18 protein-coding genes and 1 pseudogene are annotated in these 17,286 nt (G+C 64.5%); 10 read left to right on the top strand and 9 right to left on the bottom strand.

What is annotated here, in order from left to right; all coding sequences use genetic code 11:
* Positions 1-76: 76 nt before the first annotated feature.
* Together WDM24_RS34565 and WDM24_RS34560 are read right to left on the bottom strand one after the other, a co-directional pair.
* On the bottom strand, positions 77-775 hold the full coding sequence (locus WDM24_RS34565) for a pirin family protein (protein ID WP_338691907.1): 699 nt from the start codon (positions 773-775) through the stop codon (positions 77-79).
* A 76-nt stretch (positions 776-851) separates the two neighbouring features.
* Positions 852-1,604, bottom strand: coding sequence for an SDR family NAD(P)-dependent oxidoreductase (locus WDM24_RS34560; protein WP_338828944.1), 753 nt, complete (start codon positions 1,602-1,604; stop codon positions 852-854).
* Between the two features lie 127 nt (positions 1,605-1,731).
* On the opposite strand from WDM24_RS34560, the gene WDM24_RS34555 reads away from it, so the two are divergent.
* The 4 genes from WDM24_RS34555 to WDM24_RS34540 all read left to right on the top strand — a co-directional run bounded on the left by WDM24_RS34555 (position 1,732) and on the right by WDM24_RS34540 (position 6,680).
* Entirely contained in the window at positions 1,732-2,646 is a 915-nt protein-coding gene (locus WDM24_RS34555) for a LysR family transcriptional regulator (protein ID WP_338828943.1), read from the top strand.
* Positions 2,647-2,882: 236 nt separating this feature from the next.
* Positions 2,883-4,910 carry a hypothetical protein gene (locus tag WDM24_RS34550; protein ID WP_338828941.1) on the top strand — a complete coding sequence of 676 codons (2,028 nt, stop codon included), beginning with the start codon at positions 2,883-2,885 and terminating at the stop codon, positions 4,908-4,910.
* 283 nt (positions 4,911-5,193) lie between these two features.
* Complete coding sequence (locus tag WDM24_RS34545) at positions 5,194-6,183, top strand: tripartite tricarboxylate transporter substrate binding protein (protein ID WP_338828940.1); 990 nt, start codon at positions 5,194-5,196, stop codon at positions 6,181-6,183.
* Between the two features lie 134 nt (positions 6,184-6,317).
* On the top strand, positions 6,318-6,680 hold the full coding sequence (locus WDM24_RS34540) for a hypothetical protein (protein WP_166298796.1): 363 nt from the start codon (positions 6,318-6,320) through the stop codon (positions 6,678-6,680).
* Between the two features lie 215 nt (positions 6,681-6,895).
* Here WDM24_RS34540 and WDM24_RS34535 read toward each other — a convergent pair whose 3' ends face one another.
* From WDM24_RS34535 to WDM24_RS34520, 4 genes are read right to left on the bottom strand one after another with little or no spacing between them, the layout of a single operon-like run.
* Positions 6,896-7,381, bottom strand: a complete 486-nt coding sequence (locus WDM24_RS34535) for a YbaK/EbsC family protein (protein WP_338828939.1) — start codon at positions 7,379-7,381, stop codon at positions 6,896-6,898.
* 5 nt (positions 7,382-7,386) lie between these two features.
* Positions 7,387-8,130, bottom strand: coding sequence for a haloacid dehalogenase type II (locus tag WDM24_RS34530; protein WP_338828938.1), 744 nt, complete (start codon positions 8,128-8,130; stop codon positions 7,387-7,389).
* Entirely contained in the window at positions 8,127-8,969 is an 843-nt protein-coding gene (locus tag WDM24_RS34525) for a dienelactone hydrolase family protein (protein WP_338828937.1), read from the bottom strand. Before WDM24_RS34525 ends, WDM24_RS34530 begins: the two co-directional genes overlap by 4 nt.
* A 36-nt stretch (positions 8,970-9,005) precedes the next feature.
* Positions 9,006-9,890: an amidohydrolase family protein gene (locus WDM24_RS34520; RefSeq protein WP_029079264.1), complete on the bottom strand. Its 885-nt coding sequence runs from the start codon at positions 9,888-9,890 to the stop codon at positions 9,006-9,008.
* Between the two features lie 490 nt (positions 9,891-10,380).
* Here WDM24_RS34520 and ykgO point away from each other — a divergent pair, with 490 nt between their 5' ends.
* Together ykgO and WDM24_RS34510 are read left to right on the top strand one after the other, a co-directional pair.
* Positions 10,381-10,506, top strand: coding sequence for a type B 50S ribosomal protein L36 (gene ykgO / locus WDM24_RS34515; RefSeq protein ID WP_002718645.1), 126 nt, complete (start codon positions 10,381-10,383; stop codon positions 10,504-10,506).
* A 104-nt stretch (positions 10,507-10,610) separates the two neighbouring features.
* Positions 10,611-11,282, top strand: coding sequence for a tetratricopeptide repeat protein (locus tag WDM24_RS34510; RefSeq protein WP_338691903.1), 672 nt, complete (start codon positions 10,611-10,613; stop codon positions 11,280-11,282).
* Between the two features lie 96 nt (positions 11,283-11,378).
* On the opposite strand, the gene WDM24_RS34505 is transcribed toward WDM24_RS34510, so the two are convergent.
* On the bottom strand, positions 11,379-11,555 hold the full coding sequence (locus WDM24_RS34505) for a hypothetical protein (RefSeq protein ID WP_165126306.1): 177 nt from the start codon (positions 11,553-11,555) through the stop codon (positions 11,379-11,381).
* Between the two features lie 355 nt (positions 11,556-11,910).
* Here WDM24_RS34505 and WDM24_RS34500 point away from each other — a divergent pair, with 355 nt between their 5' ends.
* Positions 11,911-12,894 carry an alpha/beta hydrolase gene (locus tag WDM24_RS34500; protein ID WP_338691901.1) on the top strand — a complete coding sequence of 328 codons (984 nt, stop codon included), beginning with the start codon at positions 11,911-11,913 and terminating at the stop codon, positions 12,892-12,894.
* A gap of 83 nt (positions 12,895-12,977) precedes the next feature.
* Positions 12,978-14,714, top strand: a complete 1,737-nt coding sequence (gene poxB / locus WDM24_RS34495; RefSeq protein WP_338828936.1) for a ubiquinone-dependent pyruvate dehydrogenase — start codon at positions 12,978-12,980, stop codon at positions 14,712-14,714.
* 135 nt (positions 14,715-14,849) lie between these two features.
* On the opposite strand, the gene WDM24_RS34490 is transcribed toward poxB, so the two are convergent.
* On the bottom strand, positions 14,850-15,365 hold the full coding sequence (locus WDM24_RS34490; RefSeq protein WP_338828935.1) for a DinB family protein: 516 nt from the start codon (positions 15,363-15,365) through the stop codon (positions 14,850-14,852).
* An 88-nt stretch (positions 15,366-15,453) separates the two neighbouring features.
* Here WDM24_RS34490 and WDM24_RS34485 point away from each other — a divergent pair, with 88 nt between their 5' ends.
* Both WDM24_RS34485 and WDM24_RS34480 read left to right on the top strand, forming a co-directional pair.
* Positions 15,454-16,377 (top strand): LysR substrate-binding domain-containing protein, encoded by a 924-nt coding sequence (locus tag WDM24_RS34485; RefSeq protein ID WP_338828934.1) that lies wholly within the window; start codon positions 15,454-15,456, stop codon positions 16,375-16,377.
* 41 nt (positions 16,378-16,418) lie between these two features.
* Positions 16,419-16,637 (top strand): annotated as a pseudogene (locus WDM24_RS34480) (hypothetical protein); the annotation flags it as partial.
* Between the two features lie 26 nt (positions 16,638-16,663).
* Here WDM24_RS34480 and cycA read toward each other — a convergent pair.
* Positions 16,664-17,056: a cytochrome c-550 CycA gene (cycA, locus tag WDM24_RS34475; protein WP_338691897.1), complete on the bottom strand. Its 393-nt coding sequence runs from the start codon at positions 17,054-17,056 to the stop codon at positions 16,664-16,666.
* Positions 17,057-17,286 lie beyond the last annotated feature (230 nt).

Genomic DNA, 17,286 nt, shown 5'->3' with positions numbered 1-17,286 from the left:
TTTAGGTTGAGGATCGGGGAGTTGGTTTGGGGGAGGGGCATGCGCGGACACCCGTCCGCGCATGGGTGAGTGGTGATCAGGCGGCGTCGACCAGCACCAGCTCGGCATCTTCGAGCGCGGTGATCTTCAGCTTGGCCTCGTCGCGGATCGCGGCACCGTCGCGTGCATTGACGCGGACGCCGTTGACCTCGATGCTGCCGGCCGCCGGCACCAGGTAGAGGTGACGGGCCTTGTCGGCGGAATATTCCGCGCTCTCGCCGGCCTTCAGCGTGGTGGCGAGCACCCGCGCGTTGGCGCGGATGGGGAGCGCGTCGTTGTCGCCGTCAATACCGGAGGCGATGGTGACGAGCTTGCCCGAGCGGTCCGCCTTCGGGAACGGCTTTGAGCCCCAGGTCGGATGGCCGCCCTTCGTCGTCGGCTCGATCCAGATCTGGAAGATCTTGGTCTTCGACGGTTCCAGATTGTACTCGGAGTGGCGGATGCCGCTGCCGGCGCTCATCACCTGAACGTCACCGGCTTCGGTGCGTCCCTTGTTGCCGAGCGAGTCCTGGTGCGTGATCGCGCCTTCGCGGACATAGGTGATGATCTCCATGTTGGCATGCGGATGCGCCGGGAAGCCGGAGTTGGGTGCGATCTCGTCATCGTTCCACACCCGGAGCGCGCCGTGGCTCACATTGTCGGGATCGTAGTAGCTCGCAAACGAGAAGTGATGCTTCGCCTTCAGCCAACCGTGGTCGGCACCGCCAAGCTCAGCAAATGGTCTCAGTTCGATCATGGTTATTCCTCTTTGATTTTCGATGTTGCGGAGCGGCCGGGTGGGCTTCACCCGGCGTCTCCAGAAAATTCTGCGATCAGGCGCCGAAGCCGCCGTCGACGTTGAGCACGGTGCCGGTCACGAACGAGGCGTCCGGGCTCGCAAGGAACACGACGCCGGCCGCGACTTCCTCCGGCCGCCCGAAGCGTTGCAGCGCATGCTGCAAGCGTTGCGTCTCGGCAAACTCGCCGCCGTCCTTCGGGTTCATGTCGGTGTCGATCGAGCCGGGCTGCACCACATTCACGGTGATGCCGCGCGGTCCGAGGTCGCGCGCCGCGCCCTTGGTGTAGCCAACGACGGCCGCCTTGGTGGCGACGTAGTCGGCAAGGCCCGGGGACGAGGCGCGGTCGGCCAGCATGGAGCCGACGGTGACGATGCGGCCGCCTTCACCCATCAGCTTCGAGGCGGCGCGGATCGCGGTGATGACGCCGTCGATGTTGATCGCTTCCTGGCGGGCGAGCGTGGTGGTATCGGCCTTGGGATCGTCGACCGCACCGCCGGATGCGACGCCGGCATTGTTGACGAGGATGTCGAGCCGGCCAAAATCCTTGGCGACGGTCTTCACCAGCCGGTCGACATCGGATGACGAGGCCTGGTCGGCCTTGTAGGCGCGGGCGTTGATGCCCTTGGCTTTCAGTTCAGTGACGACGGCCTCGGCCTTCTCGGGAGAGGCGACGTAGCTGATCGCGACGTTGGCGCCTTCCGCGGCGAGCGCGCGGGCGCTGGCTGCGCCGATGCCGCGCGAACCGCCGGTGACGAGGGCAACCTTGCCCGAGAGCTTCTTGGTCATTGGATTTCTCCATCGATTGAAGTGCGGTTGAATTTGATGGCACTTGGATATGCCTCCAGCTGTGGTATATAAATAGAAACTATTGAAACTCATTGTTTCTATTATTGAGCAATCAGGACAGCGGCCCATGGCGAAACTTCCGGACTTCGAGGCGATCGCGATTTTCGCAAAAGTCGTGGAGTTACGGTCGTTTGCGGCGGCCGCGACCGAGCTCTCGTTGTCCAAGGCGACGGTGTCCAAGGCGGTCAGCCGGCTGGAGGAGCGGCTCGGCGCGCGGCTGTTCAACCGCACCTCGCGGCGGCTGGCGCTGACCGATGCCGGCCAGAAATTGTCGGAGCGCGCCGCGCGGCTGTTGGCCGATGGCGAGGCCGCCGAGAACGAGGCGCTGGCGCAATCGACCACGCCGCGCGGCCTGGTGCGGCTCGCGGTGCCGATGAGCTTTGGCATCAAGACGGTGGCGCCGCTGCTGCCCGAGTTCATGGAGGCCTATCCGGAGGTCGCGATCGACCTGCATCTCAGCGACGCGACGGTCGATCTGATCGGCGAGGGCTTTGACGCCGGCCTGCGCATCGCGCGGCTGCCGGATTCGTCGCTGATCGCGCGGCGGCTGTGCGGCATGCCGCGCTACACGGTGGCCGCACCGTCCTATCTGAAGCGCCATGGCCGGCCGACCCATCCGATGCATCTCGCCGAGCACAAATGCTTCGGCTACGCCTATCTCTCGACCCAGGGCGTCTGGCACTACACCAACGCGTCGGGCGAGCAGGCGAGCGTGCGTCCCGCCGGCCAGCTCAGGGTCAACAATGGCGAGGCTGTGATGCCGGCGCTGCTGGCCGGGCTCGGCATCGCCGATCTGCCCGACTTCATCGTCGGCGATGCGATCGCAAGCGGCGAGGTCGAGGTGATCCTGAAGGGCTGGAAGCAGCCGGAAGGCGCCGTGCATCTCGTCACCCCGCCCGGCGGCCCGCGGCCCGCCCGTGTCGAGGTGCTGGCGGATTTCCTCGCCCGGCATTTCGCCAAAGGGCGCGCGCAGCGCAAATAGAGAGCCGCGCCCAGCGGAAATAGAGGGCCGCGCTCAGCGGAAATAGAGCGGCACGCTCAGCGGAAATAGAACTCCGCAGGCGGACCGGCCGAAGGCCGTGTGACCCGTCACATTCGTGTCATCCCTTTTAAATTGTATAACTTGTGTGAACTAACCCACGATCGCGGGCGGCTGCGATCGTCTATTTCTGCGTCCTGAGCCGGTGCTGCCACAAAGCGCATTTTCGGAGGAACCAGATGATTGACCTGACCAAGCATGATTTCACGTCATTGTCGGTGAAGGACCTGCTCGATGCCCGCGAGGCCTATCACGTGCATCTCGCCCATCTGCAGTCGGTCTACGCCACTGCGATCGGCCGCTATCTGATCCGCGACAACGATCGCAACGCGACGGAAAGAAAGGCCCACTCCAAACCGCAGGCGCTCGGACCGCGCACGCTGTTCAATTCGTCGGTCAAGGACTGGTCGTGGCCCTGCATCCTGGTCTTTGTCCGCGACTGGATGAAGCGCTCGGAGCTGAAGAACCATCCGGAGAAGCAGGATCAGCTGGTGCCGCCGTTCCTGTATCTGCCTGATGGTCGTGTCGTGCCCACCTGCGTGGTCAAGGTCGATCCGAACGAGGAAAGCCCCGGCACCGTCGACCCGCCGGTGTTCAAGAGCGATCTGGTCGGCGGCGGCTTTCCGGTTCAAACCACGATCCAGGGCAAGATCCATCGCGGTTCGATCGGCTGTCTGGTCACCAATGGCGAGACGGTGTTTGCGTTGTCCAACCGTCACGTGGTCGGCGCGGCCGGACGCGAGATCTTTGCCGGCTTCAAGAACACGGATCGGCGTCTCGGAGTCAGCGATACGCTGCAACTCGGCAAGCGCGCCTTCAGCGAGGTCTATCCCGGCTGGCCCGGCTCGCGCGTGGTGGCCAATCTCGATGCCGGACTGATCCGCGTCGATGACGTCAAGGGCTGGACCGCGCAGGTTTACGGCGTCGGCCAGGTCGGCGACGTTGTCGATCTCAATGTCGGCACTTTCCGTCTCGACATCATCGACCAGCCGCTGATTGCCTTCGGTGCGACCAGCGGCTTGATGAAGGGCAAGATCCTTGGCCTGTTCTATCGCTACAAGACCGTCGGCGGCCTGGAGTATGTCAGCGATTTCGTGATCGGTCCGCGCGACGGCGACACGCCGCTCAACAACTATCCCGGCGACTCCGGCACGGTCTGGTTTCTCGACGATCCGGACGCCAAGAAGAACGCCGGCGGCGCGCGCATCCTCAGCCCTGTGGCGCTGGAATGGGGCGGCCAGGAATTGTTCGGATCGGGCGGCAAGGTCCCGATGCAGGTCGCGCTCGGCATCTGCATGGCAACACTGTGCCGCGAGCTCGACGTCGAGCTGATCGGCGATTGGAACGCCGGTCATACCGAGTATTGGGGCGAATGGGGACACGTCAAGATCGGCGCCTACGCGACCGGCCTGATCGATGCGAAGCTTTCCAAGCTCGCCACCATGATGGAAGCCAACTCCGACAATATCGGCCTCGACGACAAGCTGCTGCAGGACCTCAAGCCGCATCAGAAAGGCACGTTCTCGCCGCTGGCCGACGTCGCCGACCTGGTCTGGCGCTTCACCCGGCACACCGACGAGAGCAACCATTTCGCCGACATGGACAAGCCGGGCAGCGACGGCAAGACGTTGCTCGATCTTTGCGCCGAGTCCACGCGCAACGTCGATCCGAAGGTCTGGAACGACTATTACCAGGGGATCGGCGAGGACCGGCGCGGTGCCTTGCCGTTCCGGGTCTGGCAGATCTTCGACGAGATGGTCGAGTACGCCGCCGCCCAACAGGTTGACGATGGTCATCGGCGGCAGCCGCTTCACGGTTCGCTGCATCAGCGCGACCACGGCGACCGCGGCGTCGCGCCCGGTCGGCGTTCCGCCCGGCGCAATCTCCGCGACTCGCTGGTCCTGGCATCGGGGATCCGTTGTAGAGCTTGCTCAAGCTGTCCTGGTCGAACTTGCCGCCCTGCCCGCGGTCCTCGCCGGCGCCGGCGCGCCAGGCGGCCTCCCAGACCCGGGCCAGGGTTTTCGCGCCGTCCTGCATGCAGGCCGCCGTCGTATCCTTCAGCTTCGACCACAGCGTTTCGACCTGGCCGCTGCCCATATGCGAGTTGGATGAGATTGGTTCGGCGGCGACGGTCGCGATGCTCCCTCTCCCCGTTCTTACGGGGAGAGGGTCGGGGTGAGGGGCTATCTCCACATACGCGGCGATAGCTGCGTTCGCGGAGACTCCCCCTCACCCGGAACGCATCTAGCGATGCGTTCCGACCTCTCCCCGTACGCGGGGCGAGGTGAAGCGGAGTCCGCTGCTCGATTCGAAGTAAAGTCACCTAGCACCAGGCCTGATCCTCCTCGTCGGTCAGGCCGCATCGGATGCGGCAAGCGGGACGCTTGAGATCGGCGTCCCGCTCCTGCACGATGCGACCAGCCGCGGCTTTGACCGCGGCATCGCGATCGGCTGCGATCGCCAAAAAAGACGACCGGGGAGAAACTCTCGATGAACCGCCGCGAACTCCTGCGCGCCGCTGCAGCTTTGCCGCTCGCGCACACTGCGCTCGCCAATTCCGCCTTCGCGCAAGCCGCCTATCCCAGCCGCAACATCACGATGATCGTGCCGTTTCCGGCCGGCGGCCAGGCCGATCTCGCGGCGCGTCCGGTGGCGCTGGCGCTCGAGCGGATCCTCGGCAAGCCTGTCATCGTTGACAATCGCGCCGGCGGAGCGGGCGGATCGATCGGCAATGCGCAGGCCGCGCGCGCCGAGGCGGACGGCTATACGCTGTTGATGACCTTGTCCTCGCTTGCGGTGCTGCCGGAGGCCGACCGGCTTTTCGATCGTCCGGTTGCCTACGAAGTGTCGCAGTTCGCGCCGGTCGCGCGTGTGCTTGCGGACCCGACGCTGTTGGCCGTGCCGGCCTCGGCGCCGTGGACAACGCTGCAGGAGTTCGTCGACGACGCGAAGAAGCGCCCGGGACAGATCCCCTATGGCTCGTCCGGCCCCTACGGCACGCTGCATGTCGCGATGGAGATGTTCGCGGCGAACGCAGGAATCAAATTGCTGCATGTGCCGTTCCGTGGCGCAGGTCCCGCGCTCACCGCGCTGCTCTCGGGCACCGTGCAGGCGTTGGCGTCGGCGCCGGGCACGCTCAAGCAGCAGGTCGAAGACGGCAAGATGCGCGTGCTCGCCAATTGGGGCGCCGGGCGGATCGCGAGTTTCCCCGATCTGCCGACCTTCAAGGAGCTCGGCTACAAGGACGTCGAGTTCTACATCTGGGCGGGATTGTTCGCGCAGGCCGCGCTGCCGACGCCGATCATGACGCGGCTGCGCGCGGCGATGGCCGACGCGGTCAAGGCGCCGGAGGTGATCAAGACCTTCGAGACCGCGGGCAGTCCGGTCGCCTATCTGGACGCGCCGGAGTTTTCAAAATTTGTTGCAGACGACAGCGCGCGGTTGATTGCAGCGGTGAAGAAGATCGGCAAGGTCGAGTAGGGAACCTGGCTCCCTTGCCTTCACATTTAGTTGTCTGCGAGAACGATCCTTGGCCGCATTCATTTGCCAATTTCAGGCAAATCGCCGCGCGGAACCCGCGCGTGCGCGGATCAAATCAAACAAGGGCATTTGGCATGCAGACGGAGCGGATTGTCCTGAGCATAGCGATTGCGATCGGCGGCCTCGGCGCTGCGGGGCCTGCGTCGTCGCAGGAGTATCGTGGCACCTGGGAACAGCAGATGGCGTGCACGCCGGACGTGATGCGCCTGTGCAGCGATCAGATTCCCGACACCAACCGGATCGTCGCATGCCTGCGGCAGAACACGGCGCTGCTTGGCAGTTCCTGCCGCGCGGTGTTCGAGTCCAATGCGCAGCAGGCGCAGACCCAGGGGCGCGCACCGCAGCCGCAGATGCAACAGCGGCAACGCGCGCCGCAGCAGATGCAGCCGGCCCCGCTCGCGCCGCCGCGGCCGTCGCCCGACTACGATGAGGATTAGCGGCTAGCCTGATGAAGTCAGGTCGAATCGACCTTGCGGCAGACTGGCTTCACCTCTCCCGCTTGCGGGGGAGGTCGCATCGCATCGGAGATGCGATGCGGGTGGGGGCTCTCTCCACAATGTGACTCGTGGAGAGAGCCCCACCCCAGCCCTCCCCCGCAAGCGGGAGAGGGAGTCGCAGCCCCGTCGGGGCTTCTATTTAACCTCATCGCGCTTTAGGCAGTGACTTCTGTCTGGGACCGGACTTCGCAGACGTCGACCCATTCGGCCGCGGTCAGCTCCGCCATCCGCTCGGGCGTGATGCGCACCGCGCTGCGGGTCGAGCCTGCGGCCGGCACCACGACGTCGAATGCCTTCAACGACACATCGCAATAGACCGGCAGCGGCGTCTTCAGCCCGAACGGGCAGACGCCGCCGACCTCGTGGCCGGTGATCTCGGCGACCTCGTCGAGGCCGAGCATCTTCGGCTTGCCGCCGAACGCCGCCTTCACCTTCTTGTTGTCCATCCGCGCCGTGCCGCTGGCGACGATCAGCACCACGCGGTCGCCGACGCGCAGGCTCAGCGTCTTGGCGATCCGCGCCGGCTCGACGCCATAGGCCTCCGCCGCCAGCACGACGGTCGCGGAGCTCTGGGTGGATTCGATCACGGGAATTTCGGGCGCCTTCTCGGCGAAGAAGGCGCGGACGGAGGCGAGACTCATACGGTTCAGGACCTTGCAGACACCAGGGCAGGGAGTTCGGAGAGACCATGGATCCGGTGATTGGGCACGACGCCGAGCTCGTCCATCTGGGTACGCAGCGCCTTGAACATCGTCAATGGGGCGACCGTCTCGCTCTCGACGCAGGCGAGCGCCATCGCTTCCGGCGTCACCCGTTCGATCCAGGCAACGGTGAGGCCGAACGATTTGGCGCCGCAGGCGTCCCACGGATTGGAGGAAATGAACAGCACTTCCGCGGGTGGCACGTTCAGCACCTCCTCGATCAGCGTGTAGGCCTCGGGCGCCGGCTTGAACACCTTGTGGGCATCGACGCTGATGGTCGCATCGAGCAGGCGGTCGAGCCCGGAATTGCGCGCCAGCGCATTCAGCATGTCGGGGCTGCCGTTGGAGAGGATCGCGAGCTTCTTGTCCTTCATCGCCTCGAGGGCTGCGACCGCATCCGGATACAGCGCGAGATGCTGATACTTGTCGATGATGCGGGCAAAGGTCGCTTCGTCATACTGCAGGCCGAGGCAGCGCAGCGTGTAGGCGAGCGAGTCGCGGGTGACGGCAGCGAAATCCTGGTAGCGCCGCATCAGCGAGCGCAGCCAGGAATATTCGAGCTGCTTGAGGCGCCAGATCTGCGTGATGATGTCGCCATAACCGGGGAACGCATCCTCGGTGACATCGGCCACCGACTGGACGTCGTAGAGCGTGCCGTAGGCGTCGAACACGATTGCCTTGATGGTCATTGGGTTTTCTCTTGTCCGCCAATGGTCGCATACAGGAATTTCCTGAGAGCGTCGATGGACTGATCGAGGACCTGCGCGTTGAATTCGAGGTGATGACCGAGCAGCCGCCCCGGCGTGCGATATTGCGGCACGTCAAAATCGTGATGGGCGCCGGGATAGACGATCAGCTCGATCGGATAGCCGAGGCCCTGCTGGCGCGAGATGCCGTCATCGTCGCGGCCTTCCGCCAGGTTCCGGCACTCTTGCGCCGGCGTCCAGTCGTCGAGTTCGCCGACCATGATCAGGGTCGGCACGGTCATGTCGCCCTTGATGCCGAGGCAGCGCGGATAGAAGGCGACGGCGGCGCGGAATTTTTCCGTCGCGTTGACCTCGATTGCGCCGCGCTCGACCGACAACAATGCGAGCCAGCCACCTTGCGAAAAGCCGATCACGGCAATGCGTGCCGGATCGACCAGGGATTGCCGGCTCAGGAAGCTCAGCGCGCGATAGGCGTCGTGAACCGTTGCGGCCGGGACACCGCCGGAGCAGGTGTCGCTGATGCCGCGCGGGCCGAACCGGTCCACGGTGAGCGTGACATAGCCCCAGGCTGCGAGCCGTTTGCCCCAGCGCTCGTCGAGTTCCCGCCACTGCCCGCTGCAGCCGTGCAGCAACACCACGGCGGGCAGGAGACCCGGTCGCTCCGGCCGCCGCAACAGGCCCTGCAGCGGCTGCGCGCTCGCAAGCGGGCTTTCGAACTCGACCAGCACGGAAGGCGCTTCGGCTGTCGCCGCAGGCTTGCCGCCCGCGCTTCCGATCAGGAGCACGGCGAGGACGGTGGCAAGTCCGGCGCAGTTCGTCATCGGCCGCCCCGCAAGCATGCGGCCGATGATACTCCCTTAGATGCCCAAAATCTTCCGCGCGTTGGCCTTCAGGACTTTGGGGCGGATCTCCTCGCGGATGTCGAGTTTTGCAAAATCGGCGAGCCAGCGGTCCGGCGTGATGACAGGCCAGTCGGAGCCGAACAGCATCTTGTCCTGCAGGATCGAGTTGATGTAGCGCACCAGGATCGGCGGGAAATATTTCGGCGACCAGCCGGAGAGGTCGATATAGACGTTCGGCTTGTGGGTCGCGACCGACAGCGCCTCTTCCTGCCAGGGGAAGGAAGGATGCGCGAGGATGATCTTGAGGTCGGGGAAGTCGGCCGCGACGTCGTCCATGTACATCGGGTTGGAATATTTCAGCCGCATTCCCATGCCGCCTGGCATGCCCGAGCCGACGCCGGTCTGGCCGGTGTGGAACAGCGCGATCGCGCCGCCCTCATTGATCGCCTCATAGAGCGGATAGGCCATGCGGTCGTTGGCGTAGAAGCCCTGCATGGTCGGATGGAATTTGAAGCCGCGGACGCCGTATTCCTCGATCAGCTTGCGCGCCTCGCGGACGCCGAGCTTGCCCTTGTGCGGGTCGATCGAGACGAACGGGATCAAGACGTCGAGATGATCGGAGGCAATCTCCAGCATCTCTTCATTTTTATAGCGGCGGAAGCCGGTCTCGCGCTCGGCATCGACCGGGAAGATCACCGCGGCGATGTTCTTGGCGCGGTAGTAGGCCGCGGTCTCCGGCACGGTCGGCGGATGCTTGTGCGGCGATTTGAAGTAATCGGCCATCTGCGCCTGGAAGTCGTCATAGCCGTCGTCGCCATGCATGCCGCACGGCTCCTCGGCATGGGTGTGGATGTCGATCGCTGTGACCTTTTCGATGTCGGGCAGTTTGAGCTTGGGCATTGCGGTTTCCCCGGCGGCCGGTTTGTTGGCGATGGAAAATAATTATAGGATATAACGATTTTCGCAAGCGCGCTGGTGTTTGGGAAGGCCGGATGTGCGAGGTTGGGTCGCAGCCGCAAACTCCCGGTCCGGTCCGGTCCGGTCCGGTCGGTGGCGTGCGGTGGGCTTCAGCCGGGTGCGAACGCACGATTCGCTCTCGCGCCGCTGCAGACATGATGTGACGGCGGACGGGATCGCGGTACAGGATAATCGCGCTTGCCGCCGTTTCCAAAGCGATCTCAATGGCATGGCTGGGAGCCAAAAGCCCGTTCCATGCCGGGCACGGGCCGAAAATCGGCCCGTCTCGGTTGACATTTAACGGTCCGATGGCTTAGAAGGCGGCCGTCCCGGGCGGTTGGCCGCTTGTCGGGATAGATCCCATTTTGCCACCTTTCGGCATTGATCAGGCACGGCCTCCAACACGGGCCTTTCGAAGTAACAGGATTGTCCCATGAAGGTCCGTAACTCGCTGAAGTCGCTGCGCGGCCGCCATCGCAACAACCGTCTGGTCCGCCGCAAGGGCCGCGTCTACGTGATCAACAAGGTCCAGCGCCGTTTCAAGGCGCGCCAGGGTTGATTTCGGCGCGGATCTGCCCGCTGCGCTGATCCAACACATCTCTTTCACAGGTCTTTGACGCCGTGCTGCTTTGCAGTGCGGCGTTGTGCGTCTAGACTTCGGTCATGGGATTAAACTTCTTTGGCCCCCCCAACCGCCGGCTGGCGATCTTGATCGCCGCGCTTCTGGCCGGACCTGTTTTGACTTTGCCTGGCGCGGCCGCCGCGCAGGACGATCCCCGGGTGGTCCCGCCGCCGCGGGCCCAGAAGAAACTGCCGGAAGCGCCGACCAAGCTGCCGAAGGTGCCGGCCGACCGCACCCGCGGGCTGGATTTCCTGTTCGGCGCGCTGAAGGCCGCGCCCGATGAGGACAGTGCCCGCCATGTCGAGGCGCGGATCTGGGCGCTGTGGCTGCAAACCCCGAGCGATACCGCGGCGCTACTGATGGTGCGCGCCAAGGCCGCGATCGACGCCCAGAACATCGATGTCGCGCTGCAGCTGCTGGACGCGGTGATCAAGCTCCGGCCCGACTATGTCGAGGCCTGGAACCGGCGTGCGACGATCTACTATTTGAAGAACGACTACGTCCGTTCGCTCGCAGACCTGCAGCAGGTGCTGACCCGTGAGCCCCGCCATTTCGGCGCGCTGGCGGGCGTCGGCATGATCATGCAGGACATGGGCGACGAAAAGCGCGCCCTGAACGCCTTCCGCAAGGCGCTGGCTGTCGATCCCTACCTCGAGAAAGTGCCGCAGATCGTCAAGCAGCTGACCGAGAAGGTCGAAGGCCGCGACATCTGATTGCGTGCGATTGATCGCGATCGCGGTCGGATGGCCGCGAATGGGCACGTGACTCGCGAGCTGGGACTTGCCCGCGATACGGTCCCGCGCAGGAGGCTAGTGCAGGAATTTGCCGCGGGACGCGCAGTCCTCGGCCACGGCAGCATAGAATTGCTGAAGCTCGGCTTCCAGGTGCTCGTTCACGAGCAACAGCGCCTTCAGCGCACCGCGCAGGTCGCCATTGCAGCTCGCCACGATCTGATCGATGGCCGCATCGCTAGGGTCGGAAATCATGGTACTCCTCCGATTACTTCCCGTTGAACTCGTCGTGCGGACGCAGGTTCCTGTGGATCTTGTGCACAAGCCAAGAAGTGTTTCCGGGTGCGTCCCGGTTTGGATGAAGCCTCGCGCCTGATGGCGAAATTGCCACCGCCAAACTATATGAAATTACTAATGACGCCGGTATGAACCCGCTATCCACAGGCTGGGCGTGCTGTGGACAACTCCGCGCCGGGGCGCGACCGGGAAAATCGACAATTGGCTTTCCGGACAAAAGCATGCTCGGGAGGACGCAAATCCAGTATCGGGCGAAACCTGGTTTTAGGTACCTCGTAGTTACCAGGTGCCCAACACCCTTCGGATCCCCTCGATGTTAACCGTGATCATCGCGCTGGCGGCCGCAGGGCTGGCGCTGGCCCTGGCAACGCAAATCGGCGTCACGCTGATCCAGCGCGCCTTTCCGCCTCAGGGCCGCATGATCGAGGTGGCCGGCGCGCGGCTGCATGTCGTCGAGCTCGGCCCGCGCGATGCCGCGGGGCCGCCGGTCGTGCTGCTGCATGGCGCGAGCTCCAACCTCCGCGCGATGCAGCCGCTCGGCGATCGCATCGCAAGGACGCGCCGGGTGATCCTGATCGACCGGCCGGGCCATGGCTGGAGCACCCGCGAGCGCGTCGCGGATTCGACGCCCGCGGTCCAGGGCCGGATGATCATGGAGGCGCTGACCAGGCTCGGCATCGACAGGGCGATCGTGGTGGCGCATTCCTGGGCCGGCGCGCTCGGCCTGCGCATTGCGCTCGATCATCCGGACCGCGTCGCGGGCCTCGTGCTGCTCGCCCCCGTCGCCTATCCGTGGCGCGGCGGCGCCGGCCGCTACAATGACGTGATTTCGACGCCGCTGATCGGGCCGATGCTGGCGCACACGGTCACGCTGCCGCTCGGTTATCTCGTCGCCAATTCAGGCTCGCGCGGCGTGTTCGCGCCGCAAGAGATGCCGGACGATTTCGTCCGCGACAGCGCGACATTGCTCCTGCTGCGCCCGCGCGAGTTCATCGCCAATGCACGCGACCTCGTCACGCTGAAGGCCGCCGTCGTCGAGCAGGCGCCGCGCTACGCGGAGATCAAGGCACAGGTCACAATCATTGCGGGCGACGTCGACAAGACGGTCTCGACCCGCATCCATTCGCGGCCGCTTGCAGCCACGGCGCCGAACGCCAAGCTCATCGTGATGCCGGGCGTTGGTCATATGGTGCAGTACGCTGTGCCCGATCTTGTGGCGTCCGAGGTCGAGGCGGTGGCGGGCAAGTTGGTCCAACCGGCAGCAGCAAAGGACAAGACCGCCCCCGCGAATCTGTGATCGGCTAAGGCTTGCGCGGGTCCATCGCGCCGAACATCATGCGGCCGCGCGGTTCTTCAGATCTCACCCAAAGGATAAGCCCCATGCGGATCGACAACGTCGCCGACCTCATCGCTGAAACCCTTGCCCAAGCCGGCGTGAAGCGCATCTACGGTGTCGTCGGCGACAGCCTCAACGGCCTCACCGAGGCGTTGCGCAAGCGCGGCACGATCGACTGGCTGCATGTGCGCCATGAGGAGGTGGCCGCCTTCGCCGCCGCCGCCGAATCCCAGATCACGGCAGGCCTTGCGGTGTGCGCGGGGTCCTGCGGCCCGGGCAATCTCCATCTCATCAATGGCCTGTTCGACGCGCATCGCAGCCGCACCCCGGTGCTGGCGCTGGCGGCGCAGATCCCGTCGGCCGAGATCGGCGGCGGCTATTTCCAGGAGACCCATCCGCAGGATCTATTCCGCGAATGCAGCCATTATTGCGAATTGGTGTCGGACCCGTCGCAACTGCCTTACATGCTGGAGAACGCGATCCGCGCCGCGGTCGGCAAGCGCGGCGTCGCCGTGCTGGTGCTGCCGGGCGACGTCGCGATGCGGCCGGCGCCGAAGCGCGACATCGCGCCGAATGCCGGCCTGCTGCCGCCGGCACCGGTGGTGCGTCCGGCCGAACCCGAATTGAACGCGCTGGCGGCGCTGCTCGACGGCGCCAAGCGCGTCACGCTGTTCTGCGGCCGCGGCTGCGCCGGCGCCCATGACGGCCTGCTCAAGCTCGCCGAGACGCTGAAGAGCCCGATCGTGCACGCGCTCGGCGGCAAGGAATATGTCGAGTACGACAATCCGTATGACGTCGGCATGACCGGTTTCATCGGTTTCTCCTCCGGCTACGCCGCGATGCATGGCTGCGACGTGCTGCTGATGCTGGGCACCGACTTTCCCTACAAGCAGTTCTTCCCGACCGGCATCAGCATCGCCCAGGTCGATCTCCGTCCCGAAAATCTCGGCCGCCGCTGCAAGCTCGATCTCGGCATCGTCGGCGACGTCGGCGAGACCATCGCCGCGCTGTTGCCGAAGCTCACGGTCAAGACCGACCGCAAGTTCCTCGACGCCAGCCTCGCGCATTACAAGGACGCCCGCGCCGGGCTCGACGATCTGGCCCGCGGCAAGCCCGGCTCGAGGCCGATCCATCCGCAATATCTGGCGCGCCTGCTCAGCGAGCAGGCCACCGAGGATGCGGTGTTCACCGCCGACGTCGGCACGCCGACGATCTGGGCCGCGCGCTATCTGAAGATGAACGGCCGCCGCCGGCTGATCGGCTCCTGGGTCCATGGCTCGATGGCCAATGCAATGGCGCAGGCGATCGGCGTGCAGGCGGCGCAGCCCGGCCGGCAGGTGGTGTCGATGTCCGGCGACGGTGGCTTTGCCATGCTGATGGGCGATCTGATCACGCTGACGCAAGCGAAGCTGCCGCTGAAGGTCGTGATCTTCAACAACAGCGTGCTCGGCTTCGTGGCGCTGGAGATGAAGGCCGCCGGCTTCATCGAGACCGGGGTCGACCTCAAGAATCCTGATTTCGCGGCGATGGCCCGCGCGATGGGCATTCACGGCGTCAGGGTGGAGGATCCCGGCGAGCTCGAGGGCGCGATCCGCAACGTGCTCGCGCATGACGGCCCGGCGGTGCTCGACGTCGTGACCGCGACGCAGGAATTGTCGATGCCGCCGACCATTACGCTGGAGCAGGTGAAGGGCTTCAGCCTGTGGGTGCTGCGCGCCGTGATGAGCGGCCGCGGCGACGAGGTGGTCGATCTCGCCAAGACCAATTTGCTGCCGCGCTAGCTAGAGCATGATCCGGAAAGGTGCGAAGCGGTTTTCCGAAGAGATCATGCTTAAACAAGAATCTAAAGCGCGATGACGATTCTACCTGATCTCATCGCGCTTTAGGGTTGACCGTCGCCCCGTTCTTGCGTCGGCTCAACCTAAATTCGGCGCAGGCACGCCGCGCTGAAAGGCTAAGAGGTCGAGTGAGGGCGGCTCGCTGCCGGTCAGGATTGAGCAGCACGCATGCGCCTGGCCGCGGTGGTGGGTCTGATGATTGAAGAGATGCAGCAGGATATCCTGCCGCGGCTGGCGATAGGGTTTGCCCGACGTTGTCTGATAGGCGATGGGCTCCAAGAGATCGGCGCCGGTATAGCTTTCGACCAACTCATTCAAGCGCGCATCCTCCGCCATCCGGGCGCGAAGAAGATCGCGGCGATCGTCGTGCAAAATCGCGTCGAGGCGATCCGGATGCTCGCCGGTGCCGGTCAATCGCTTCAACCATATCCGATCCGTCAGCAGCAAATGATTGAGCGTCCCGTGCAGGCTGCCAAAGAACACGCCGGTTGAACGGCGATAGGCTTCCTCGGGCAGTTCAAGCGCGGCGCCGTAGAGCCGCAGGTTGGCCCAATGATTATAGGCCGCGAGCTGCCGGAAGTTTTCGGTTCCCATCTTGCTGTCCTGTTCGAAACGATAGCGGATGATAGCTTGCCCACACCCCCCCAATTGGTGAAAATATCTCACCAATCAGGAGGACGCGATGGGACGGTCGGTTCCACCATCGGCGCGTGCACTCACAGCGCTCTCGCTGTTCGCCACGCTCGGCACCCTGACCGAGACGGCCGAACAACTGGGCGTTACCCGGTCGGCGCTGTCGCACCGGATTGCCGAATTGGAAAAGCGCCTCGGCGTGGCATTGGTGAGAAAAGTCGGCCGGCGAATTTCGCTGACCGAGGACGGCGAACGGTTGCTCGCCAGCATGGGCGACGCGCTCGACCGGTTGGAGGCGGCGGTTGAACCATTTCAACGTTATCGCGGGCAGATCCGTGTAAGCACGATCGCAACCTTTGCTTCTCACTGGTTGATCCCGCGCATTTCGCAATTTCAGGCGCGGCATCCCCTGATCGAGGTCGCTATCTCTACAACGACGAGAGCTGTCGACCTCAAAACGGAAGACATGGATTGCGCCATCCGCCACGGCCGCGGGGCGTTGAAAGGGCTTTCCTCGACGCTACTGTTCCGGGAAACCCTGATGCCCGTTGCCAGACCTGATGTCGTGGCCCGTGCCGCGACGAGCGCCAAACGGGCAAATTCTGCAAAGACAAATTTTGCAAAGATCTGGCACGGCACACCACTGATTCGGGCCCGATCGCGATTCGCGGATTGGTCGAACTGGCAGCAGCACGATCGTACGCTGGCCCAACGGCGGATCAAATGGTTGACGGTGGAAACCCGCGCGCAGGCGCTCGATGCCGCAATGGCCGGCGCCGGCGTTGCGTTGATGGATATGGCCTATATTACGACGCCCGTGGACGAAGGCAGGCTCGAGAAGCTCGCGGAACGTCCTCTGCAACTCCAGACCGGCTACTATTTTGTCAACGTGCCCAACGCCCGAACCCTCCACCTGCTGAATCATCTGCGCGACTGGGCCGTGGAGGCGGCGCGGCCGTTTCGGACGGCGTAACGTGCCAAACAAGCTCCGCGTGATCTGGCGGAGTCTGATGTAGGGTCGAGGACCCTGGGGAGCTCGACGTCGTCACCGCGACCCAGGAACGGTCGATGCCGCCGATTATCACGCTGAAGCAGGTCAAGGGCTTCAGCCTGTGGGTGTTGCGCGCCGTGATGAGCGGCCGCGGCGACGAGGTGGTCGATCTCGCCAAGACCAATTGCCGCGCTGATTGCGATGGTGACTCCGCCCTGACGCTTGCGCCAGGGCGGGTTTGAGGCGGAGTTCAGACCGTTACGGTCGATTACTTCGGCTTGCCGTCCTTGTCGAACGACGACACGTAGGCCCAGAGGTTGTTGGCCTCGGTCTCGTTCTTGACGCCGGCGAACGCCATCTTGGTGCCGGGGATCTTGGCCTTCGGATCCTTGATGTATTCGAGGAAGGTGTCCTTGTTCCAGGTGATGCCGGAATTCTTGTTGGCGTCGGAATAATTGTAGTCCGGCGCGGTGCCGGAATGGCGGCCGTCGAGGCCATTGAGCTCGGGGCCGACCTTGTTCTTGGCGCCTTCGCCGATCGCGTGGCAGGCGAGGCATTTGTTGAACGAGGTCTTGCCGGCGGCGGCATCCTGCGCCAGCGCGGAGGATGCGGTGGCCAGCGATGTGACGACCGCCAGCGCGCTCAAGGTCTTTAGGTTCATGGGGTTCTCTTCGTTTCGTCCCGGGGGGTAGTGATCGTTTGTGGCATGTCCGGCTTGGACAGGACAAGCCACGAAACTTTGACAGGTTTCATGGCCGCCCGCTTGTCCCAGAGAGAACTCGCCATTGCGGGGCGGGGCAATCCGACCTTCGGCCGGTTGACTGAAACAGGTGCAGACGTGCTTGATTTGTCGTAACAAAATCGGCAAAGGGCAAAAGCCCTCCGAGGGAA

Origin of the sequence: Bradyrhizobium sp. 27S5 (assembly GCF_037217225.1) — a bacterium.
GTDB classification, from domain to species: Bacteria; Pseudomonadota; Alphaproteobacteria; order Rhizobiales; family Xanthobacteraceae; genus Bradyrhizobium; species Bradyrhizobium septentrionale.
This window is presented reverse-complemented; position numbering and strand designations above follow the sequence as displayed.